Below are 22,857 nucleotides of genomic sequence, written 5' to 3' on the forward strand. Positions count from 1 at the left end.
GGTGAAACCAAGTTATGGCCAAGGTATTACATATCAATTCAAACTATTTAACTTCTAAATTACATGAGAATTTAATGGATCGTCTACAAACTAGTGAGTTTGACAACCAGGTTTATATGCCGATTAAGATAGAAACAGAGCAACAGTTTTTGTATGAATCTAAGCATCCGGTTTACCATCCTGTTACCTTTAAAAATAGAGACAAGGTGTTTTATCGATTAAAACAGCGTAAAATTTTAAAGCAGTTACTAGACTTGGTCAATCCGAATGAGTACGACTTAGTGCATGCGCATACCCTTTTCACTGATGGGAATGTGGCTCTGACCCTAAAGGAGCGCTATGGCCTGCCCTATATAGTGGCTGTGCGTGGCTATACGGATATTAATAGTTTTTTTAAAAAGCGGATTGATTTAAGGCCCCGTGGGCGACGAATTTTAGACCAAGCAGATCGCATTGTATTTTTATCACAAAAAAATTGTGAAGAGCTTCTAGACAAATATATTAAAGAGCCCGGATTACGTCGTAGTCTAGAGACAAAAATAGAGATTATTCCTAATGGGATAGATGATATATACTTCGAAAAGCAAGGGTTAGCTAAGCATCTATCTAGCCAGCAGGTTATTAATTTTATCGAAGTTGGGAAATTAATGCCATTGAAAAATCAGCATTTAGCTAGCCAAGGAATTTATGATTACCAGGAACAATCAGGACGGGCAAGTCAATTTAATATGGTGGGGAAAAAGGTAGACCAGGAGTATGTAGACCGGATATTTAACCAATCACAATTAAAGATTAATTATTATGAGGTTATGACACCTAGTCAATTAATTGATTTTATGCGGACCCAGGATATCTTTATTATGCCTTCTTTATACGAAACTTTTGGTTTGGTTTATCCGGAAGCTTTAAGTCAGGGTTTGCCCATAATATACTCTAAAGACCAAGGTTTCGATGGTCAGTTCCCTGAGGGATATGTCGGCTACCGGGTCGACCCCAATTCTAGTCAAGATATTGCTGATAAAATTGCACTAATTGTTGAAAATTACGACCAGTTATCAGCAAATGCGACTGAAGCTTATAAAAAATTTAATTGGGATAATTTAGCACAAGAGTATATAGAAATTTATCGCGATATCACAAGTTAGGAGATATGAGAATGAGTTTGCATGAAAAACTATTAGCTAGAACAGAAAAATTGTCAGTGGTTGGTTTAGGCTACGTTGGTATGCCTATTGCAATTGCTTTTGCTAAACATGTTGATGTGATAGGCTATGATAATAATCAAGCCAAAGTTGAGAAGTACTTGCAAGGTCAAGATCCGACTATGGAAGTTGGCGACCAGGCAATTAAGGAAACCAGTATGACTTTTACATCTGATGTTACGCGCTTACGAGAAGCTAAATTCCATATTGTAGCTGTTCCTACACCAATTAATCAAGATAAAACGCCTGACTTAACACCAGTTACAAGTGCAACAAGAAGTTTAGGTGAAAATTTGCAAAAAGGCTCTGTTGTTGTTTATGAATCTACAGTTTATCCTGGTGTTACAGAAGAAATCTGTATTCCACTTCTAGAAGAAGCGTCTGGTCTTAAACATGGTCATGATTTTATCGTGGGCTATTCACCAGAACGGATTAATCCTGGTGATAAGATTAATCGTTTAGAAACTATTGTTAAAATTGTATCTGCTTCAGATAACAATTATTTAGATGATATCGCAAAAGTCTATGAAATAGTTGTTGAGGCTGGTGTTTATCGAGCATCAAGTATGAAAGTTGCTGAGGCAGCTAAGGTAGTTGAGAATAGCCAACGGGATATTAATATTGCCTTTATGAATGAGCTAGCGCTAGTATTTGACCGTATGGGGATCGATTCGCAAGATGTTATTGATGCGATGAATACCAAGTGGAATGCTCTTGGTTTTACACCTGGATTAGTTGGTGGTCATTGTATTGGTGTTGATCCTTATTATTTTGTCTATGAAGCCGAGAATTTAGGCTATCATAGCCGCTTAATTGCAGCCGGTCGGCAAATAAATGATAGTATGGGTGAGTTTATTGCAGATAAGGTTATAAAACAGTTAGTAGTCACTGGTAAATGTCCTAAAGCAGCAAATGTTGTTATTTTAGGACTGACTTTCAAAGAGGGGACACCAGATATCCAGAACTCTAAAGTTACCGATATTATTGACCGTTTACAAGAATATGATATTAAACCACAAGTGGTTGATCCTTGGGCCGATGCAACCGATGTTAAAGAAACTTATGGTCTAGAACTTCTTGAAATGTCGGCTATTAGTCAAGCAGACTGCTTAGTCTTTACGGTTGGACATCCAGAATTTAAAGACTTAAGCTATGCTACCGTTAATCAATGGTTTAAAGAAATGCCTAATGAAGAGAAAATAATTATTGATGTGAAGAGTATTCTTAATAAAGAAAGTTATCAGGCATCCGGGTACAATTTCTGGCGTCTGTAAATATAAAAAAACTACCCCCCAGCAATTTATCAGCTAGGGGGTTAATTTACTTTTATGGAACAAGCCAGCCAATTAAAGAATTGCTTGTGCTAAAGCTTGTTGAACTTCTTTAACTAATTTATCTCCGCGAAATTGCAGGGCGTAGACTGGGTCTGTCGCGCTAGATATATAAATGTCTAATTCAGAATCCAAGTCAAAACTGCCAGCTAATTCGACTGAAAAACGGGAGATTGACCGGTAGGGTAAACTTGAAAAAGCTTTTTTCTTGCCAATCCCTTGAATGTCAACAATAATTAGACGGTGGCTAGTAAAGATAATGTAGTCGCGAACTAGCTTATAATTTAGTTCGATTGTTTCTCCAGGAATTAAGTAATCGGCTAAAAGTCGCTCGGCTTCTTCCGGGCTACCACTTGATGCATTACCAAATAAACCACTAAAAAGACTCATAGGTTTCCCTCCTTTTTTATAAAGTATAACATGTGAAATAGGACCAGGGACATATATGATATACTCGGGGAAATAAAGAGGAAAGGAGAAGTTTATGTCTGCTCGAAAAAAGGGACCAGTTCGTTTGTCAGATTTATCAGGTTCTGCTAAGACTTCAAATTGGTCCAAAACCAGAGACATTCACACGGAGAAAAATAAGCAAGCGCAGCCAGTTACTGGTAAAAGCCATGAGGGTAATGCTGACGACTTAATAGCTAAAGCTAAGGCTTTAAAAGCTAGCAAAGAGCTTGAGGCTGAGGGCCAGGATAGGCAGACAAGGGCACCACAAAATGTGGATTGTCAAGCCCAGCAAAATGGAGACCAACCAGCTATCCAAGCAGGCCGGATAACGATGATTCAAGTCCAGAAAAAGAATAAAGAACGTTATAATATCTACTTGAATCAGACCTATGCTTTTGCTGTGAGTGAGAGTGTTTTAGTGCGTTTTGCCCTCCACAAGGGCCAAGAATTAGACCGAGAGATGGTTAAAAATATCAAGGCAGCGGAACGTGAATCCTGGGCCTTCCAATTAGCGACCCGCTACTTGGCCCATCGCTTACGGTCAGAAAAAGAAGTCAGAGATAAATTAGCTAGCCAAGAAATTCTTGCTGAGGATATTGATAGAACCATCGATAAGCTAAAGGAAATGAAGCTGGTAGATGATTTAGTTTATGGTCAAAGTTATGTACGAACTAGTAAACGCCTGCAGAAAAAAGGCCCTGGCCAAATTAGTCGTTACTTAAAGGAAAAAGGCTTGGACCAAGAGACAATCAACCAATCGCTTCAAGAGTACAGTCAAAAAGACCAGGTAAGTAACCTGGAGGAAATAGCAAAAAAATATTTTGACCAACAATCCCGGCGCCACGCTATTAAAACTGCCCGGCAAAAAACTCAGGCTTACCTATATAGCAAGGGCTATGCCAGTGACTTAATTCGGTCAGTATTAGCTGATTTAATATCTGAACTTGACCAGGAGGATCAGAAGCAAGAAGATGAATTATTGATTAAAAGCTTTGCTAAATACTACCGACGCTACCATAAGCTCAATCCGCGTGAACGTTTGTATAAGGTTAAAAGTTTACTCTACCAAAAAGGTTTTGCTTCTGAAGCCATTAACCGGTTAGCTGACCAATATCAAGAAGAGGAATGATACATTGAAAGAAATCAATAACCAGGCTGAGGACTTAACTGTTTGGCTAAATACATCAGCTATTGTCGACTTAGGTCCGATAATTGCCGGTGTGCAGGTCTTTGGTCCTGAAACTAGACAAGCCTTCCAAAGGGACCTACTGGCCTGGTATGACCAAGAAAAACGTGACTTGCCTTGGCGAGAAAACCAGGATCCTTACCGGGTGTGGGTGTCAGAAATTATGCTGCAACAGACCCAGGTGGATACGGTTATTAATTATTTTAATAACTTTATGAAAGTTTTTCCGACAATTGCTGATCTAGCTCAGGCCACCGAAGCGGACTTGCTCAAGGTTTGGCAGGGACTAGGCTACTACTCTCGCGTCCGTAATATGCAAGCAGCTGCTAGAGATATTATGGCTAATCATGAGGGTGTCTTTCCGACTGAAATTAAAGCTATAAAGGCCCTAAAAGGCATTGGACCATATACCGCAGGGGCCATTGCTTCAATTGCTTTTAATCAAGCCGTGCCGGCTATTGATGGGAATGCGATGCGGGTATTAGCTCGACTTTTCGCGATTGATGCTGATATTGCTGTGGCGAAAAACAGAAAAATATTCGAAGAAATAGGGAGCTATCTAATTGACTATAATCGTCCTGGAGATTTCAATCAAGCGATTATGGATTTGGGATCCTCTTATTGCTCTTATAAAAATCCCCAACCTGAGCTAAGTCCTATAAGAGCCTATAATTTGTCTACGCTAAATGGCACAACCTTAGCTTATCCAGTCAAGAGCAAGCAAAAAAAGGCTAGAGATGTTTACTATCAAGCCTTGCTGATTGAAAATCAGCAAGGTCAAATTTTGATGATTAAGCGTTCAGATGGGCAGCTGCTTAAAAATATGTGGTCTGTTCCTTTGCTTGAAAGCCGGCGTGACCAGGTCACTGACTACCAATATGTGGTGGCCGAAACAAGTGCAAATTATCAAGTATCTCCTATAGTAATGAAAGAACCATTGGCGGAAATTAAGCATATATTTACCCATCTCAAATGGCATATTCGTCCGTTTTATATGCGATTGAGGCCGGAAGAGGAGGCCCTATTAGCCAAGCAATTGGATAAGGCATATGGTAATAGCTGGTGTTGGCTAGCTGCTAGTGATATGGACCAGCTGCCAGTAGCCAGAGTACAAGAGAAAATATGGCAAGTATATCGGGACTTTAAAAAACAATAGATACTTGATTTGTCATGTCGTTTTAAGCGTAGTACTGTTCAGGCAGAATAATAAGGATATATAAAAGCGCCTGCGACTTAAGTCACAGGCGCTTTTTTATGAGGCACACCACAATCAAAGTGGTTACCTGGCAAAAACTATTTTCTCCGTTTTTGTTTCTGGTAACTCAATTGGCAGTACCGTTCGTACCAAATATCTACATATTCTTTAGAAAATGGGCCCTTACCCTCATTGATCCATCTAACCAATTCAGTAACATTGGCTTTTAAAATTTTATCGATATCTCTTGAATATTGCATGTCATGACGATGTTCTTTATATTCATCAACGTCAAGCAAACGCTTTTCGCCATCCGGGAAAATTTTGATATCTAAGTCGTAATCGATGTATTTTAAAGCCTCTTCGTCTAGCGTATAAGGTGAAGCTAGGTTACAATAGTAAGAGGTTCCCTTTTGTCTAATCATAGTGACGATATTAAACCAATAGTGTTTATGGAAATAAAGTAAGGCTGGTTCTCTAGTTACCCAGCGACGACCATCGGACTCGATAACCAGGGTATGGTCATTGCAAGCAATGATAGAATGCTCACTGGTTTTTAAAACCATGGAATCTCGCCAGGTGCGATGAAGAGAGCCATCGTGTTTATAGCTTTTGACTGTGATGTACTCTCCCTCACGAGGATTTCGCATCACGGTACCTACTTTCTATCAAATCAGTTTTGCACTGAAATCAGAAATAGTATAACATAGTCTCAGACGAAATGATAGCATGCAATTTTCAGAAAATATAACTAAGAGAGAGTGGAAAAATTGAAATCAAGGAGCAACAAAATTTTAACTGTTGGCTTGGTAGTAGTAGCTATTTTGGTTATTGTTGCCAGCATTATCTTTAGTCAGCAAAGAACGCAAAGAAATTTGGTTGAGCAATCAGCCAGCTATCAAGGAAAGGCGGCCGATATCTCTAGTGCTAATCGTGAGTATAATGTTAGCCGAGCTTTAAAGTCTTTTGAAAATGACCGGTCTAGTACCACTGCCCTAGCATATTTGCATTATGTCCTGGCTGATGGCCAAACGCCCACAGTCTATGGTTTAAACATGACTAATAATAAGGTCGATTGGCTACCAGCGGGCTTAAAACTACTATCTGAACAAAAGCTATCTGATATCACTTATAAAAATGGTCAAATTAAAAATCAATCAACTGCTGATATTATTGATCAAAATTTGATGAGTCAACTTAATACGAATGAAGCGCAATTGATGCTAGTTGCGCTACCGATTGAAGCAGATTACCAGGCTAAAATTTCTGCGGAGGAAGCAGCTGGCCATGTTGAGAGTATCTATCGGCAGATTCGACGAAAAAATCCTCAGTCGGAAATTATTTTTATCCTACCACCGACAGAAGATGAAGAATTGAGTCAAAATCAAGCATATCAGGACTATATCAATAGCTTTATTGAATTAGCTAACGTTAATGTATATGATTTAAGTAAAAATCTAGCTCAAGATACTAACCAGGCAGCCCTTGATCTGCACCAGAACTTAATGAATACCAAGTTAGATTTGCGTGCAGGTTACCAAGGAGATAATTCCGATGTTGAGCAGGCCATTTTAGCCGAGGAGGCAGCACGTCAAGCAGTCGAGAATGCTGCATCTGAAGAAGCAGCTGCTAGCTCTCAAGCTCAGGAAGAGGCAGCCGCTCAAGAAGCCTCGCGCATAGCTGAAGAAGCAGCCGCTGCTCAGGAAGCTAGTATTAATCAAGAATCCCAAGTCCAGCCTGACTATAATCATAGCCAAGATTGGAACCAGGGAGGCTATGAACAACCGGCTACACCTCCAGCTGATCAAGGTCAAGGAAATCCTAATCTCTCAGGCGCCGAAAACGGAGGACAGGCTGGGACTGGCTATTAAATATGATGAATAAGTACAATATTAAAACAATAAAAAAACAGGCTGAGTAATCGGCCTGTTTTTTTGGCGTTTTTAAGCCGATTAGAGGAGGCTAGGCCAAAAAATGACCAGTATTTTTGAGAGCTAGGAATTAGTGCTTTGTATTTAATAATTTTAACTATATAATAACCCTGATAAATTGGAATTTGAGGGAGAATAATGAGAGAAGAATTTTTACAACCAGTCTTTGATTTGGTTGATACAGTTGATCCAGCTTTGATCAGATTAAAAACACGTGAATTAATGCATGATCCGAAATTTGATCAGGTTTATGGTTATGCGGGGGAATTAGGTGTCAATTATCATATAGAGACTTGTCAATTCCGCTTATGGGCACCAACTGCACTAGCGGTTGAACTGCTAATTTATGATGATTTATATGGCGACAACTATAGTGTTTATGAAATGCTAGAGGGGGAGAAGGGTACCTATTATTACAGTCTAGATGGGGATTGGCATAACACAGCTTATATGTATCGCCTCTATTTGCCGGATGGAGCAACCAACCTCTCAGTTGATCCCTATGCCAAGGCTTGTACCGCTAATGGAGAACGCGGGGTAATTCTGGATTTGGAACGCGCTAAGCCCCAGGGCTGGTACGAAGATAGACCGCCAGCCATGTCTCATGACACCGATGTGGTTATTTATGAAGCCTCAGTTCGTGATTTTACGGCTGCCGAAAATTCAGGGGTAATCCATCGTGGTAAATTTCTGGGAATGACTGAAGAAGGAACTAAGAGTCCCCAAGGACGGTCTACAGGACTGGACTATTTGGTGGATTTAGGTGTGACGCATGTTCAATGGATGCCGTTAGCTGACTTTGCTACAGTGGATGAGTTAGATGCTGGTAATCCAGAAAATTACAATTGGGGCTATGACCCCCTGCACTACAATATTCCAGACGGCTCTTTTGCGACCGACCCTAAAGATCCTATGGTTAGATTATCCGAGATGCGTCAGATGGTGATGGCTCTCCATAAAAAAGGGATTCGTGTCATCATGGATGTGGTATATAACCATGTCTATCAAACTGAAAAGCATCCTTTTGGTTTAACAGTGCCCGGCTATTATTTCCGAGAAAATTCAGCGGGTGAATTATCTAATGGAACTGGTGTGGGAAATGATACGGCCTCGCAGCGTTTTATGATGCGGCGTTATATCGTTGATTCAGTTGTTTATTGGGCTAAGGAATTTCATATTGATGGTTTCCGCTTTGATTTAATGGGTATACATGATGTAGATACCATGAATGCAGTCCGTCGCGCCTTAGATGAAATTGATCCTAGCATTTTTATCTTAGGAGAAGGCTGGCATTTAGATACCCGCTTAGATAGTAATGAAAAAGCTTCTATGCGTAACGCTTATCGTACACCGCGTGTCGCTTACTTCAATGATAAAATACGCGACGCCGTGAAAGGGTCTGATTATGGCAATGCCCAGGACACTGGTTTTGCTACTGGGAAATTTATGACAGAACAGCAGGTTTTAACCAACTTTGCTGGGGGCTACAACCTGTCAAACACAGAGGCTATTATCGATAATCCGCAACAGATGATTCAGTATATTGCAGCGCATGATAACTATACACTTTATGATAAAATTTTACTTTCCAATGGGGGGGATGATGAAAATAAGCGACACAGACGTCAGATGCTTGCTACTTCAATCATATTACTAGCTCAGGGAGTACCCTTTATTCATAGTGGTCAAGAGATGTATCGGACCAAAAATGGTATCCGAGATTCATACAACTCACCGGAGTGGATTAATCAAATCGATTGGTCCTTGCGCGATCGTTTTGCTACAAGCGTCGATTATATCAGTCAGTTGATTCGCCTGCGTTTATCAAATCGTCTTTTTAACTTGGATACATTTGGTGAAGTTCGGGCTTATTTAAAGATTTTTAAAGCTGATTATCAGATTATCGGTGTTCATTTAGCCGGTCACCCGACCAGTAGCGAAGAGTATGTCTTAATATTTAATGGTCAAGACAACAATGTAAAATGTTGGATTCCTGAAGGTGAATGGGAAGTGATTGTTCGTGATCTCAGCTTTAGAGATGGGACAGAGAAAATGTCTAATCTAGCTGAAATAGAGGCACTGTCTACCCTGGTTTTAAAGCGTAAAATCAATTAAGAAAAAAGTGGCGTCCAGATTGGACACCACTTTTTTCTTAATTTTGCTGCTCTAGACTATCAACAGTGTATTGGTCATCGTTATGATGAACACGATAGCTACGAACAACGGTGTTTAGCTTAATTAGTGCTTCTTCGTAACTGATCATAGCTCCAGTAATCAAAAGGAGGGCATTTGACTCTTCAAGTTTTTCTTCTGATGTTTTATCAGATTCATCTACCTGTTCAAAAATATGGTCTAAGAGTTCTTGGCGAAACTCGACCGTTGATTGGAAAAAATTAACCGATTTGGGGGAGATGCGGCCATCGAATTTAAGAAAAATCTGCTCGTGAGCAGCACACAGGGTCTCAACGCGTTCCCTGATCTCAAACCTTAAGGCATCAGGTAGTAAAAAGAGGACATTGGTGTTCTCGTGGAAAACATGCAATAACTCGATGGCTGCTTGTAGAGCTTGTTCAAAGTTTCTAAACACAACAACCTTACGCTTTAACCTAAAGGCAGCTTTACGTGACCACACTTGTTCTTCCTTCATTAACGAAACATATTTAGAAATCTTGCCTAGCTTGGCATAGGCCCAATGGAGGTCATGTGATATAGAAGAATATTCACCATTTTTTCTCAATATAGCGCGCAAACGAATAAGGATTTCGGTATTAGTAGAATTCAATTCCTCATAAAGGACTCGGTCATATTTAGGAGGAAATATGAAGATATTGACGGCCACCGCTACTAAGACTCCAATTAGATTTTCAATAACCCGCATGACCGCAACGTGAATAATTGAATCATTAGAATCATTGAGCATAATAATGACCACAGTAATAGCAGCCAAGCCTATCATGTCACTGAGATTTAGTGCATTCAAAATTGATATAAATAAGATAATGGTTAGCCCCACAATGATTGCATTGTTTCCGAAGGCTGCATACATGACGACAGCGACGAGACCACCAATAATGACAGCAACTACTCTATCAATTAACATTTGCCAAGTTTTTTTAACAGATTGTTGCAGAGCTAAAATCACCACAAAAGTTGGCATGACGTTGCCTATAAAAGGTATAATTTCCGCTAATAACATGGCAATGATTACGCCAATACCAGTTTTAATCGTGCGCGCTCCAAGACGCATATGAATCAGCACTCCCCTATTCAAGATTTATCTGTATTCTATCACAGTTTACTTGGACGTGGTGGCCAAAAGTCTAGATACTGAGTAGTATTTTAATTCACTTAGGGTTATAATAATGGTAGAAAGATTCTAAAGAGGGGAGGCGTTTGTATGACAGGTAACAGGCATAGTGAGGAAATGATTAAACAAACTATCGAGATTTTAAAGGATGAAAAGGTAAGAATTACACCGCAACGAGAAGCCATGATACGTTATCTAGTTGAGAATGAGAATCATCCGACCGCCGAGATGATTTTTAATGATTTAAAGTCTTCTTTTACGAGTATGAGTCTAGCTACTGTTTATAATAATTTGAAGCTGTTTAATCAATTGGGGATTGTTAAAGAATTAAATGTGGGTGATGAAGCTAGTCATTTTGATTTTGCTGGCGATAAGCACTATCATTTGATTTGTAAGAATTGTGGTAAGATTGTTGATATTTACTATCCCGTTTTAAATGAAGTAGAAAGTTTTGCTCATAAGTTAACCGGTTTTGATATTATCGGTCATCACCTTGAAATTTACGGTATATGCCCTTCTTGTCAGAAAAAAGATGGCCAAGCTGAATAAAACCAGGCCCTGAGCTAGGACCTGGTTTTAAGTTTAGGATTGTTTTGAAATTTCAACTGATCGCTTAGAGGCAGCAATGATAGATTCGTTTACAGCGGCTCTTATGCCAAGTTTCTCAGCAGTTCTAACAAGTTCACTTGTTGTACCCATGGGAGTGCATACCATATCTTTTAATTGACCGGGATGGAGATTAGATTCAGCAAGCAATTGGCTAGATCCTGCGAGAACCCCAATAGCAGCTGACATTGCCTGGTCCCGGGTCAGACCTTGATGAACCCCTGCATCAGCCATAGCCTCAGCAATTATATAGACTAGAGCAGGTCCTGAGCCAATTAAACCGGTAACTGCTGAATTAAGAACCTCTTCTGTGACAATAATGGTCTGGCCGAAGCTATTGAAGATTGATAGAATAGTTGAAAGTTCTTCATCAGAAATATTTTTATTCGGTGCTAAGCCGCTTGTGCCCTTACCTACCAGAGCAGGTGTATTAGGCATGGCCCGACAAAATTTAACTTGCTTGCCTAAATCTTGTGTGGCTTGATTTAGGGTATAACCTGTGGCAATTGAGATAATTAATTTATTGCTTAATTGCGGGGCGAACTCCTGGATAAGCGGACGGATAATATAGGGTTTTAGAGCCAAAATAATAATTTGACATTTGCTAATTAAGACAGTGTTATCTATAGTCGTGTTAATTTGGTGTTGATCTTTAAGTCGGTTTAGTTTGTCTTGATCAGTATCACTGACCCAAAGTTGATTAGTAGTTAAATCTTCTGTTTTTAGTAGACCAGACAAGATAGCCTGTCCCATATTACCAGCACCGATAATCCCGATTGTTTTTTCCATGATATATGTTCCTCCTAATATTTTGTTTACGATGATTAATTATAGTACATTTTTAGAGCTAAGAGGTAAGCCATGTTTATTGTGAATTATTTAAAGTCAATCTGGTCACCTAGTAAAATTTATTATAGACGCTACCAGTTTAATTACTTTCATATATTAATAATCGGGACCGTACTCTCTCTATGGTTGGTGTGGCCTTTCTATGCTTGCTTTCAGTCAGACCAAGATACAATGGTTAGCCAAGATTTCGCAACCGTCCATCAACAGTTTCCTAGTCAAATGGCTGAAGAAATTAATCAAATAGAAATTGTTCGAGGAAAAATTACTACAGACAGAGAGTTAGTTTACAAAGGTAAACAAGCTTTGGCAGTAATCAACCCTCAGGCTGATAAATTAGAAAGTTACTTAGATCAGCCTGGACCTAGTTTGCTTATATTTGCAGATAATTTTGTTTTAGAAATTGGTGACCGGCAATATGCAGCGGGTTTACCTGATTATTGGATTATACCCAATAATCAGGTAAACAATGAGAACTTATTTAGCCAGCTAAATAATAGTTTTCAAACTGAGCTCAATAACCAAGCACGGTTAATCTATACTTTAAGTCGTCATTTGGTATTTACGGTTGGACTAGCTATAGCAATCTTTGGCTATGCTTTAGTAATAAATCATTGGCGTAACCAATCTAGACATAATAACCGCATATATAATTTTAAAGAATGTGTAGCTATTTCGCTTTTAGCAATAGGGGCACCGTGCATGCTCACAGGTTTATTAGCCTGGCTGCTTTTAGATAATCGAATTTTACTCTTGCTAATTTTATTCGCTCCTGCTATAATGATATATCTGAGCTACAGGACGACAAAATTTAATTAAAAAATATTTTTAATTTCTTCTTGACATATACCTGCTCAGCAAGTTATACTAGTTTTTGTTCGCGGCACAATGTGTTGACGCGAAAAAAATATTTCAAAAAAGTTCTTGACAACAAATCAAGTACGTGATATATTTAAGTAGTTGTCCCGAGCGGACAGCGATAGACCTTTGAAAACTGAACAAATAGACGAACCAAATGTGTAGGGCATCAACTTCGGTTGATGAACCAACAATTCAAATGATTGTCTGGACGAAGACTATAAAGACGTCAGCAATGAGCGTAGCTCAAACTTTTAACGAGAGTTTGATCCTGGCTCAGGACGAACGCTGGTGGCGTGCCTAATACATGCAAGTCGAGCGAACTGACGGAGTGCTTGCACTCCTGACGTTAGCGGCGAACGGGTGAGTAACACGTAAGGAATCTACCGATAAGCGGGGGATAACATCCGGAAACGGGTGCTAATACCGCATAGTAATCCATGTCGCATGACAGGGATTGGAAAGACGGCTCTGCTGTCACTTATCGATGACCTTGCGGTGCATTAGTTAGTTGGTGGGGTAACGGCCTACCAAGACGATGATGCATAGCCGACCTGAGAGGGTGATCGGCCACATTGGGACTGAGACACGGCCCAAACTCCTACGGGAGGCAGCAGTAGGGAATCTTCCGCAATGGACGCAAGTCTGACGGAGCAACGCCGCGTGAGTGAAGAAGGTTTTCGGATCGTAAAACTCTGTTGTGAGTGAAGAACAAGTTGTAATTAACTACTACAACCTTGACGGTAGCTCACCAGAAAGCCACGGCTAACTACGTGCCAGCAGCCGCGGTAATACGTAGGTGGCAAGCGTTGTCCGGATTTATTGGGCGTAAAGGGAGCGCAGGTGGTTTCTTAAGTCTGATGTGAAAGCCCACGGCTTAACCGTGGAAGGTCATTGGAAACTGGGGAACTTGAGTGCAGAAGAGGAAAGTGGAATTCCATGTGTAGCGGTGGAATGCGTAGATATATGGAGGAACACCAGTGGCGAAGGCGACTTTCTGGTCTGTAACTGACACTGAGGCTCGAAAGCGTGGGGAGCAAACAGGATTAGATACCCTGGTAGTCCACGCCGTAAACGATGAGTGCTAGGTGTTGGAGGGTTTCCACCCTTCAGTGCCGCAGTTAACGCAATAAGCACTCCGCCTGGGGAGTACGGCCGCAAGGCTGAAACTCAAAGGAATTGACGGGGACCCGCACAAGCGGTGGAGCATGTGGTTTAATTCGAAGCAACGCGAAGAACCTTACCAAGTCTTGACATCCTCTGACCACCCTAGAGATAGGGCTTTCCCTTCGGGGACAGAGTGACAGGTGGTGCATGGTTGTCGTCAGCTCGTGTCGTGAGATGTTGGGTTAAGTCCCGCAACGAGCGCAACCCTTATCGTTAGTTGCCAGCATTCAGTTGGGCACTCTAGCGAGACTGCCGGTGACAAACCGGAGGAAGGTGGGGATGACGTCAAATCATCATGCCCCTTATGACTTGGGCTACACACGTGCTACAATGGATGGTACAACGAGCCGCAAACTCGCGAGGGTAAGCAAATCTCTTAAAGCCATTCTCAGTTCGGATTGTAGTCTGCAACTCGACTACATGAAGCCGGAATCGCTAGTAATCGTGGATCAGCACGCCACGGTGAATACGTTCCCGGGTCTTGTACACACCGCCCGTCACACCACGAGAGTTTGTAACACCCGAAGTCGGTGAGGTAACCTTTTGGAGCCAGCCGCCGAAGGTGGGACAGATAATTGGGGTGAAGTCGTAACAAGGTAGCCGTATCGGAAGGTGCGGCTGGATCACCTCCTTTCTAAGGATATTACGGAATGCACATTTGTCTATTTGTTTAGTTTTGAGAGGTCTATCTGAATTGAATATTCACGGACAAGTACCGGGCCTGTAGCTCAGCTGGTTAGAGCGCACCCCTGATAAGGGTGAGGTCGGTGGTTCGAGTCCACTCAGGCCCATTGCTATTTATTTAGCAATATGGTATAATTTAATACCTATGGGGGATTAGCTCAGCTGGGAGAGCGCCTGCTTTGCACGCAGGAGGTCAGCGGTTCGATCCCGCTATTCTCCATTGCAAGGAAACTTGCACTTTGTTCTTTGAAAACTGAATACTGTAAGTAATAAACCATGAAAATCATTATTTCTACCAGGAGATAATGAGATTCAACAATTTTACCAAGAGTAAAAACCGAAAGAGTGAACACTCAATCGCGAATCATACAACTTAACCGGTGGTTAAGTGAATAAGGGCGCACGGTGGATGCCTTGGCACTAGGAGCCGATGAAGGACGGGACGAACACCGATATGCTTCGGGGAGCTGTAAGTAAGCTTTGATCCGGAGATTTCCGAATGGGGGAACCCAGCTACTTTGATAGGTAGTTACAGTTTTATCAATACATAGTAAAACTGAGGTAGACGCAGGGAACTGAAACATCTTAGTACCTGTAGGAAGAGAAAGAAACATCGATTTCCCAAGTAGCGGCGAGCGAAACGGAAAGAGGCCAAACCAAGATGCTTGCATCTTGGGGTTGTAGGACTGCAATGTGGTATGACAAGACTTAGTCGAATAACCTGGAATGGTTAATCAAAGAAGGTGAAAATCCTGTAGACGAAAGGTTGCGTTGGCCTAGCAGTATCCTGAGTACGGCGGAACACGTGGAATTCCGTCGGAATCCGGGAGGACCATCTCCCAAGCCTAAATACTCCCTAGTGACCGATAGTGAACCAGTACCGTGAGGGAAAGGTGAAAAGCACCCCGGGAGGGGAGTGAAATAGTACCTGAAACCGTGCGCTTACAAGCAGTCAGAGCCCGTTAATGGGTGATGGCGTACTTTTTGTAGAACGGACCGGCGAGTTACGATAGCATGCAAGGTTAAGTGGAAGAAACGGAGCCATAGCGAAAGCGAGTCTGAATAGGGCGTTGAGTATGTTGTCGTAGACCCGAAACCAGGTGACCTACCCTTGTCCAGGTTGAAGGTGCGGTAAAACGCACTGGAGGACCGAACCCACGTCTGTTGAAAAAGGCGGGGATGAGGTGAGGGTAGCGGAGAAATTCCAATCGAACTTGGAGATAGCTGGTTCTCTCCGAAATAGCTTTAGGGCTAGCCTCGGATGATGACTATTGGAGGTAGAGCACTGTTTGATCTAGGGGCCCATCCAGGGTTACCGAAATCTGATAAACTCCGAATGCCAAATAGTTTAATCCGGGAGTCAGACTGCGAGTGATAAGATCCGTAGTCGAAAGGGAAACAGCCCAGACCACCAGCTAAGGTCCCAAAGTTTCAGTTAAGTGGAAAAGGATGTGGGGTTGCTTAGACAACTAGGATGTTGGCTTAGAAGCAGCCATCATTTAAAGAGTGCGTAATAGCTCACTAGTCGAGTGACCCTGCGCCGAAAATTTACCGGGGCTAAACTGAACACCGAAGCTGTGGATCCGTAAGGATGGTAGGAGAGCGTTCTATGGGCATTGAAGCGGTACCGTGAGGAGTCGTGGAGCGCATAGAAGTGAGAATGCCGGTATGAGTAGCGAAAGACGGGTGAGAATCCCGTCCACCGAATAACTAAGGTTTCCTGGGGAAGGCTCGTCCTCCCAGGGTTAGTCGGGACCTAAGCCGAGGCTGACAAGCGTAGGCGATGGCCAACAGGTTGACATTCCTGTACTTGTCTGATTTGTTTGAGCAATGGAAGGACACAGGAGGTTAAGTAGAGCGCGGAGATGGAAAAACGCGTCCAAGCAGTAAGTCTGACACAGAGTCAAATGCTTCGTGTTAAGGACAAGCTGTGATGGGGAGGGAAGTTAAGTACCGAAGCTACTGACATCACACTGTCGAGAAAAGTTTCTAGTTAGAATCAGACAACCCGTACCGCAAACCGACACAGGTAGTTGAGTAGAGTATACTAAGGTGAGCGAGCGAACTCTCGTTAAGGAACTCGGCAAAATGACCCCGTAACTTCGGGAGAAGGGGTGCTGACCGCAAGGTCAGCCGCAGTGAATAGGCCCAAGCGACTGTTTATCAAAAACACAGGTCTCTGCAAAATCGAAAGATGACGTATAGAGGCTGACGCCTGCCCGGTGCTGGAAGGTTAAGAGGACGTGTTAGCGTATGCGAAGCATTGAATTGAAGCCCCAGTAAACGGCGGCCGTAACTATAACGGTCCTAAGGTAGCGAAATTCCTTGTCAGGTAAGTTCTGACCCGCACGAAAGGCGTAACGATTTGGGCACTGTCTCAACGAGAGACTCGGTGAAATTGTAGTACCAGTGAAGATGCTGGTTACCCGCGACAGGACGGAAAGACCCCATGGAGCTTTACTGCAGGTTGATATTGAGTGTTTGTGTGACATGTACAGGATAGGTAGGAGCCGTAGAAACCGGGACGCTAGTTTCGGTGGAGGCACTGGTGGGATACTACCCTTGTGATATGACCACTCTAACCCACGGCCGTGATCCGGTCGGGAGACAGTGTCAGTCGGGCAGTTTGACTGGGGCGGTCGCCTCCTAAAATGTAACGGAGGCGCCCAAAGGTTCCCTCAGAATGGTTGGAAATCATTCGCAGAGTGCAAAGGCAGAAGGGAGCTTGACTGCGAGACCTACAAGTCGAGCAGGGACGAAAGTCGGGCTTAGTGATCCGGTGGTTCCGCATGGAAGGGCCATCGCTCAACGGATAAAAGCTACCCTGGGGATAACAGGCTTATCTCCCCCAAGAGTTCACATCGACGGGGAGGTTTGGCACCTCGATGTCGGCTCATCGCATCCTGGGGCTGAAGTCGGTCCCAAGGGTTGGGCTGTTCGCCCATTAAAGCGGTACGCGAGCTGGGTTCAGAACGTCGTGAGACAGTTCGGTCCCTATCCGTCGCGGGCGTTGGAAATTTGAGAGGAGCTGTCCTTAGTACGAGAGGACCGGGATGGACACACCGCTGGTGTACCAGTTGTTCCACCAGGAGCAGAGCTGGGTAGCTATGTGTGGACGGGATAAGCGCTGAAAGCATCTAAGCGCGAAGCCCCCCTCAAGATGAGATTTCCCATATCTATAAGATAGTAAGACCCCTGAGAGAAGATCAGGTAGATAGGCTAGAAGTGGAAGTGCAGTGATGTATGGAGCGGACTAGTACTAATCGGTCGAGGACTTATCCAAAGTGTTAGTTGTATGAGAGTTTAGCTTACAGATTCAGTTTTGAGCGAACAAAGCTCATAAAGATAGAATTGTGCGGTGATGATGGCAAGAAGGTCACACCTGTTCCCATCCCGAACACAGAAGTTAAGCTTCTTAGCGCCGAATGTAGTTGGGGGTTGCCCCCTGTGAGACTAGGACGTCGCCGTGCAATTTTTTTATTCCGCAATAGCTCAGTTGGTAGTAGCGCTTGACTGTTAATCAAGATGTCGTAGGTTCGAGTCCTACTTGCGGAGTTGGCAGAGTAAAACTAGCTTTTTTGGAGAGTTGTCCGAGAGGCTGAAGGAGCACGATTGGAAATCGTGTAAACAGGAAACTGTTTCGAGGGTTCGAATCCCTTACTCTCCGTTATTCATCCTGGCCCGTTGGTCAAGCGGTTAAGACACCGCCCTTTCACGGCGGTAACACGGGTTCGAGTCCCGTACGGGTCATTACATATGTAAATCGGAGGATTAGCTCAGCTGGGAGAGCGTCTGCCTTACAAGCAGGATGTCGGGGGTTCGAACCCCTCATCCTCCATAGATGGTCCCGTGGTGTAGCGGTTATCACGCCTGCCTGTCACGCAGGAGATCGCGGGTTCGATTCCCGTCGGGACCGTTTAATTTAATAATTAATTAACTACATGGTCCGATAGCTCAGTTGGTAGAGCACGTGATTGAAGCTCACGGTGTCGGCAGTTCGACTCTGTCTCGGACCATCTGGAGGGGTAGCGAAGTGGCTAAACGCGGCGGACTGTAAATCCGCTCCTTCGGGTTCGGCAGTTCGAATCTGCCCCCCTCCATAGTGTTATATAGGGATATAGTTTAATGGTAAAACTACGGTCTCCAAAACCGTCGATGTGGGTTCGATTCCTACTATCCCTGTAATAACATGGCGATTGTGGCGAAGTGGTTAACGCACCGGATTGTGGCTCCGGCACTCGTGGGTTCGATTCCCATCAGTCGCCCTTATTATTATTGGGGTATCGCCAAGCGGTAAGGCAACAGACTTTGACTCTGTTATGCGTTGGTTCGAATCCAGCTACCCCAGTTTATTATATTTGGCGGTATAGCCAAGTGGTAAGGCATGGCTCTGCAAAAGCTTGATCGCCGGTTCAAATCCGACTACCGCCTTTCTATTTATTATTATGCCGGCGTGGCGGAATTGGCAGACGCGTTGGACTCAAAATCCAATGCCCGTTAAGGGCGTGTCGGTTCGACCCCGACCGCCGGTAGAACAAAGGACGTCTCATGGACGTCCTTTTTTTATATTTATGAGCAAAATTTCAGTTTTCTATTGGCAAAATATGCTATTATAGATAGGTCAAATCTTGTAGCCTATATGCTAACAAATAGATTTAATTCTTAGATCTTTAGGGGGAAGACCAACACTATGAAGAAAAAGGGAATAACAATATTTGGAATTATTATCGCCTTACTAGTGGTTATTTATGGAGGTGGTGTGTTTTTCTATCAGAATCACATCATGCCTAATACCCAAGTTAGTGCTGTTAATATCAGTAATTTAAGGCCAGATCAGGCCAATAAAAAAATTAGCCAAGAATTAGGACAAAAGGAATTTACTATTAATGAAAATAATCAGGAGCTAGCTAAAATTAAAGTGAATGATATTGCTGCTAGTATAGATGCTAGTTCTTTGGTTAATCAGCAGATGGATCAACAGAATGTGTGGACTTGGCCAGTTGAATTTTTCCAAACTGATGATCTTACTAGTCAAGGTGCTACCGCCATTAAAATTGATGAGGATAAGGCTTACCAAGTATTAACTGATTTGGGCATTGATAATAGCCAACGTGAGCCTTATCAGCCTAAGACCTTAGTAAATGGTGAAAATGGCTTAGAAAAAGTAGCTGCTGTTATTGGCAATACTGTTCATTTAGATAGCTTTATTCACCAACTAAATACGAGTTTAGCTAACCATAGTGATAGTCTAAATCTGGAAGACACTTACCAACCTTTGGATCTTGAAGATGAAGAAAGTAAGCACGTCCAGGCTATGCTCGATCAGGCTGCTGCGATTGGGCAAGCAAATATTAAAATGAAGATCGATGGTAAAGAAATTCAGGTACCTCAAGACCAGATAAAACAGTGGCTGTACGTAGATGAAGAGAACAACTTAAATGTAGACTATGAACAAGCTACTAATTACTTATATGATATTAATCAAGAAGTGGCTGCTTTATTACAACCACGTGAATTTAATGGTACGATTCAGGGCACGGTAACTGTTCAGCCTGGCACTTACGGTTGGTATATCGACCGAGATGTTGCTACTCAGGAATTAATCGATCATATTTTAGCTGCTAAAGATGTTACTTTTGAACCGACTATTGCCGGTGAAGGGTATGGTCAAGCTAATTATTATGGCGATAGTTATATAGAAATTGATTTGTCAAACCAAAAGATGTGGGTATATCTAAATGGCGAAATGGCACTGGAAACGGATATTGTTTCTGGTATGGCGGGGACAGGCGTGCCAACGCCGACAATTCCAGGTTCGTATGCAGTCTGGAATAAAGAGTCTCCTTCAGTCTTGGTTGGGGTTAACCAACAATTAGGTAACGCCTATAGACAACCTGTTAACTATTGGTTGCCATTTGATTTTACCGGTCAAGGTATTCACGATGCTAACTGGCAGTCAAACTTTGGTGGCAGTAGCTATATCAATGCTGGCTCACAAGGCTGTATTAATACACCGCCTTCAGTGATGCCTACAGTATTTGAAATGGCCTATGTAGGTATGCCTGTTGTTATTTATAATTAGAGTAAATAAAAACGTCTCAGTTGAACTGAGACGTTTTTGTTATATTAGGATTTTTTGATTAGTTACCTTCAGCAAAAGTCACTTGTCCATCTTCTAGCGACGCGATTCGACAGATTGAATAAACTTCCGCACCAGCTTCTTCTAAACGTTGACGACCAGGCTGGAAGGTCTTTTCAATACAGATTCCAACGCCAGCTACTTTAGCACCAGCTTGCTTAACAAGGTCAATTAAACCGATACTGGCTTCACCATTAGCCAAGAAATCATCAATAATCAAAACAACATCATCTTCGTTAAGGTATTGTTGTGAAATAATTACATCCGAAGTAATGTCTTTTGTGTAGGAGTGGACCTTGGTTACATATTTGTCAGCGCCATGCATAGTTGAAGGGACCGATTTTTTTGCAAATAGCATGGGTACTTCAAAAGCAGCAGCGACTAAGATGGCAGGAGCAATACCTGAAGCCTCAATAGTAAAAACTTTAGTTATTCCTCTATCAGCAAAGTGTTTATGGATTTCAGTAGCAATTTCCTTAACAACGGTAGGGTCAATTTGATGATTGAGGAATGAATCTACTTTTAGGACATTGTTAGGAAAAACTTGGCCATCTTTTAGAATACGCTCTTTTAAATTAGACATTGATTAGCTCCTTTTTCTATATTAATAATTACAATTAGCGGCTGGTCTATTAAACTAGAAATAAAGTATTATAACTGGTTAGATCAGCTTGTGTGTAATATAATAACAGTGTTTTATAATTAAATCTAGCCTGAAAAGTAATTTTAGCTAACTTTTTAAGTGATAATTGAGAAAGGATTAGGTTAATTTGTCTAAAAATCAGCTAAATTGGTTGGAAGAAAAAGAAAAAGTTCGGGATTTAGCCTTAAACCAAGTTGGCATGGACTTAGTGGGTTTTACTACTGCAGATGATTTTTCCTATATGCAGAAAAGTTTATATGAACAAAAGGCAGCAGGTCACACTTCTGGCTTTGAACATCCAGTCATTGATGAGAGACTTTATCCTAAGAGATTACTAGCATCTGGTCAATCCATTGTTTCTTTTGCCTTAGCCTATCCTAACCAACCTTTATATGAAAAGAAGCGGGAGCGTGGTGTAAGGCGGGGACAATTTGCCCGTGCTTCTTGGGGGGTAGATTATCACCATCTACTGCGGGAGAAAATGGACCAATTGATAGCTTGCTTAGCGGAACGCTATGAGGGATTTGAAGCTTATGGCATGGTTGATACGGGAGAATTGAGTGATGTTGCAGTTGCCAGAAGAGCAGGGCTTGGTTTTATTGGCCGTAACGGCTTGTTAATTAACCAAAAATATGGCTCTTACATCTATCTAGGTGAAATCATTACGAACTTACCTTTTGATAATGACCCTATTATTGCCGATGGATGTGGTGAGTGTCGTCGTTGCATCGACTTTTGTCCAACTGGAGCACTTTTAGGCGATGGGCGGATGAATGCCAAACGGTGTATCTCCTATTTAACCCAGACTAAGGGCTATATTCCACGTGAGTTTCGCGACCAGGTGGGACACCAGATTTATGGCTGTGATATCTGCCAACAGGTGTGCCCTTATAATCAAGGGATAGATAGTCATATACATCCGCTTATGGAGCCGGAACGTGACCAGGTTGAACCAATTTTACAACCGATGCTAACCATGTCCAATAAACAATTTAAAGAGCAATTTGGTCATTTAGCTGGGGCCTGGCGAGGCAAGAAGCCCCTGCAAAGAAACGCTATTTTGGCCCTGGCTAACTATCGTGATCGGTCGGCTATCCCCTTGCTCTTGGAGATTATTGACCAAGACATGCGTCCCATGATAAGAGGAACTGCAGCATATGCAGTAGCCAAAATTGAAAAACGTTATAACCAAGCCCTGGTGGACTTTATTAGCCAAGCTTATGATCAGGAGTGCCGACGATCTGACTCGGATGAGGAAACGCGAATCGAGTTTAAGTTGGCTTTAACTACATTGAAGGAAAAGAGGAAATAG

15 protein-coding genes, 14 tRNA genes and 3 rRNA genes are annotated in these 22,857 nt (G+C 42.3%); 27 read left to right on the forward strand and 5 right to left on the reverse strand.

The features are described from left to right. The first annotated feature begins 14 nt into the window (after positions 1-14). Together AWM75_RS05940 and AWM75_RS05945 are read left to right on the forward strand one after the other, a co-directional pair. Positions 15-1,145: a glycosyltransferase family 4 protein gene (locus tag AWM75_RS05940; protein ID WP_067979594.1), complete on the forward strand. Its 1,131-nt coding sequence runs from the start codon at positions 15-17 to the stop codon at positions 1,143-1,145. An 11-nt stretch (positions 1,146-1,156) separates the two neighbouring features. Next, positions 1,157-2,476 (forward strand): nucleotide sugar dehydrogenase, encoded by a 1,320-nt coding sequence (locus AWM75_RS05945; protein ID WP_067979597.1) that lies wholly within the window; start codon positions 1,157-1,159, stop codon positions 2,474-2,476. 72 nt (positions 2,477-2,548) lie between these two features. Here the strand turns inward: AWM75_RS05945 and AWM75_RS05950 are convergent, their stop codons facing one another. Continuing rightward, the gene (locus AWM75_RS05950) at positions 2,549-2,923 is read right to left on the reverse strand and encodes a PH domain-containing protein (RefSeq protein ID WP_067979599.1); all 375 of its coding nucleotides are present in this window, start codon (positions 2,921-2,923) and stop codon (positions 2,549-2,551) included. A 94-nt stretch (positions 2,924-3,017) separates the two neighbouring features. Between AWM75_RS05950 and AWM75_RS05955 the strand changes: the two genes are divergently transcribed. After that, positions 3,018-4,112: a RecX family transcriptional regulator gene (locus AWM75_RS05955; protein ID WP_067979600.1), complete on the forward strand. Its 1,095-nt coding sequence runs from the start codon at positions 3,018-3,020 to the stop codon at positions 4,110-4,112. Between the two features lie 4 nt (positions 4,113-4,116). Continuing rightward, on the forward strand, positions 4,117-5,325 hold the full coding sequence (gene mutY / locus AWM75_RS05960) for an A/G-specific adenine glycosylase (RefSeq protein WP_067979602.1): 1,209 nt from the start codon (positions 4,117-4,119) through the stop codon (positions 5,323-5,325). Between the two features lie 137 nt (positions 5,326-5,462). On the opposite strand, the gene ntdP is transcribed toward mutY, so the two are convergent. Then, positions 5,463-6,014: a nucleoside tri-diphosphate phosphatase gene (ntdP, locus tag AWM75_RS05965; RefSeq protein WP_067979604.1), complete on the reverse strand. Its 552-nt coding sequence runs from the start codon at positions 6,012-6,014 to the stop codon at positions 5,463-5,465. A 120-nt stretch (positions 6,015-6,134) separates the two neighbouring features. On the opposite strand from ntdP, the gene AWM75_RS05970 reads away from it, so the two are divergent. Continuing rightward, positions 6,135-7,235 carry a hypothetical protein gene (locus AWM75_RS05970; RefSeq protein WP_074572618.1) on the forward strand — a complete coding sequence of 367 codons (1,101 nt, stop codon included), beginning with the start codon at positions 6,135-6,137 and terminating at the stop codon, positions 7,233-7,235. 198 nt (positions 7,236-7,433) lie between these two features. Beyond that, a complete protein-coding gene (gene pulA, locus AWM75_RS05975; protein WP_067979608.1) occupies positions 7,434-9,410 on the forward strand; it encodes a type I pullulanase in 1,977 nt (658 codons plus the stop codon). Positions 9,411-9,447: 37 nt separating this feature from the next. Here pulA and AWM75_RS05980 read toward each other — a convergent pair whose 3' ends face one another. Beyond that, positions 9,448-10,542, reverse strand: coding sequence for an FUSC family protein (locus AWM75_RS05980; protein ID WP_067979610.1), 1,095 nt, complete (start codon positions 10,540-10,542; stop codon positions 9,448-9,450). 150 nt (positions 10,543-10,692) lie between these two features. Between AWM75_RS05980 and AWM75_RS05985 the strand changes: the two genes are divergently transcribed. Then, the gene (locus AWM75_RS05985) at positions 10,693-11,151 is read left to right on the forward strand and encodes a Fur family transcriptional regulator (protein WP_067979613.1); all 459 of its coding nucleotides are present in this window, start codon (positions 10,693-10,695) and stop codon (positions 11,149-11,151) included. A gap of 33 nt (positions 11,152-11,184) precedes the next feature. Here AWM75_RS05985 and proC read toward each other — a convergent pair whose 3' ends face one another. Beyond that, positions 11,185-11,997: a pyrroline-5-carboxylate reductase gene (gene proC, locus AWM75_RS05990; protein WP_067979617.1), complete on the reverse strand. Its 813-nt coding sequence runs from the start codon at positions 11,995-11,997 to the stop codon at positions 11,185-11,187. 231 nt (positions 11,998-12,228) lie between these two features. Here proC and AWM75_RS05995 point away from each other — a divergent pair, with 231 nt between their 5' ends. The 19 genes from AWM75_RS05995 to AWM75_RS06085 all read left to right on the forward strand — a co-directional run bounded on the left by AWM75_RS05995 (position 12,229) and on the right by AWM75_RS06085 (position 20,845). After that, positions 12,229-12,873, forward strand: coding sequence for a DUF1189 family protein (locus tag AWM75_RS05995; RefSeq protein ID WP_158320166.1), 645 nt, complete (start codon positions 12,229-12,231; stop codon positions 12,871-12,873). A gap of 292 nt (positions 12,874-13,165) precedes the next feature. Further along, a 16S ribosomal RNA gene (locus tag AWM75_RS06000) occupies positions 13,166-14,713 on the forward strand. 83 nt (positions 14,714-14,796) lie between these two features. Next, positions 14,797-14,870 (forward strand) — tRNA-Ile (locus AWM75_RS06005). A gap of 40 nt (positions 14,871-14,910) precedes the next feature. After that, positions 14,911-14,983, forward strand: a tRNA-Ala gene (locus AWM75_RS06010). A gap of 162 nt (positions 14,984-15,145) precedes the next feature. Continuing rightward, positions 15,146-18,046: ribosomal RNA gene (locus tag AWM75_RS06015) — 23S ribosomal RNA — on the forward strand. Positions 18,047-18,117: 71 nt separating this feature from the next. Continuing rightward, a 5S ribosomal RNA gene (gene rrf, locus AWM75_RS06020) occupies positions 18,118-18,233 on the forward strand. The 16S, 23S and 5S rRNA genes sit together here with 14 tRNA genes alongside, the layout of an rRNA operon. An 11-nt stretch (positions 18,234-18,244) precedes the next feature. Then, positions 18,245-18,318: transfer RNA gene (locus AWM75_RS06025), tRNA-Asn, on the forward strand. Between the two features lie 25 nt (positions 18,319-18,343). Continuing rightward, positions 18,344-18,430, forward strand: a tRNA-Ser gene (locus AWM75_RS06030). Between the two features lie 11 nt (positions 18,431-18,441). After that, positions 18,442-18,513: transfer RNA gene (locus AWM75_RS06035), tRNA-Glu, on the forward strand. A 15-nt stretch (positions 18,514-18,528) separates the two neighbouring features. Continuing rightward, positions 18,529-18,601: transfer RNA gene (locus AWM75_RS06040), tRNA-Val, on the forward strand. 5 nt (positions 18,602-18,606) lie between these two features. After that, positions 18,607-18,679: transfer RNA gene (locus AWM75_RS06045), tRNA-Asp, on the forward strand. A gap of 27 nt (positions 18,680-18,706) precedes the next feature. Next, a tRNA-Phe gene (locus tag AWM75_RS06050) sits at positions 18,707-18,779 on the forward strand. Positions 18,780-18,782: 3 nt separating this feature from the next. Continuing rightward, a tRNA-Tyr gene (locus AWM75_RS06055) sits at positions 18,783-18,863 on the forward strand. Between the two features lie 11 nt (positions 18,864-18,874). Then, positions 18,875-18,945: transfer RNA gene (locus tag AWM75_RS06060), tRNA-Trp, on the forward strand. A gap of 10 nt (positions 18,946-18,955) precedes the next feature. Next, positions 18,956-19,028, forward strand: a tRNA-His gene (locus tag AWM75_RS06065). 11 nt (positions 19,029-19,039) lie between these two features. Beyond that, positions 19,040-19,111, forward strand: a tRNA-Gln gene (locus AWM75_RS06070). A 12-nt stretch (positions 19,112-19,123) separates the two neighbouring features. After that, positions 19,124-19,194: transfer RNA gene (locus AWM75_RS06075), tRNA-Cys, on the forward strand. Between the two features lie 16 nt (positions 19,195-19,210). After that, positions 19,211-19,295 (forward strand) — tRNA-Leu (locus AWM75_RS06080). Between the two features lie 158 nt (positions 19,296-19,453). Continuing rightward, the gene (locus tag AWM75_RS06085) at positions 19,454-20,845 is read left to right on the forward strand and encodes a L,D-transpeptidase family protein (RefSeq protein ID WP_067979623.1); all 1,392 of its coding nucleotides are present in this window, start codon (positions 19,454-19,456) and stop codon (positions 20,843-20,845) included. A 58-nt stretch (positions 20,846-20,903) separates the two neighbouring features. Here the strand turns inward: AWM75_RS06085 and AWM75_RS06090 are convergent, their stop codons facing one another. Further along, positions 20,904-21,485 (reverse strand): xanthine phosphoribosyltransferase, encoded by a 582-nt coding sequence (locus AWM75_RS06090; RefSeq protein WP_067979624.1) that lies wholly within the window; start codon positions 21,483-21,485, stop codon positions 20,904-20,906. Positions 21,486-21,672: 187 nt separating this feature from the next. On the opposite strand from AWM75_RS06090, the gene queG reads away from it, so the two are divergent. Beyond that, on the forward strand, positions 21,673-22,857 hold the full coding sequence (queG, locus tag AWM75_RS06095; protein ID WP_234946605.1) for a tRNA epoxyqueuosine(34) reductase QueG: 1,185 nt from the start codon (positions 21,673-21,675) through the stop codon (positions 22,855-22,857).

The sequence above is a fragment of the Aerococcus urinaehominis genome (genome assembly GCF_001543245.1).
Lineage (GTDB): Bacteria > Bacillota > Bacilli > Lactobacillales > Aerococcaceae > Aerococcus > Aerococcus urinaehominis.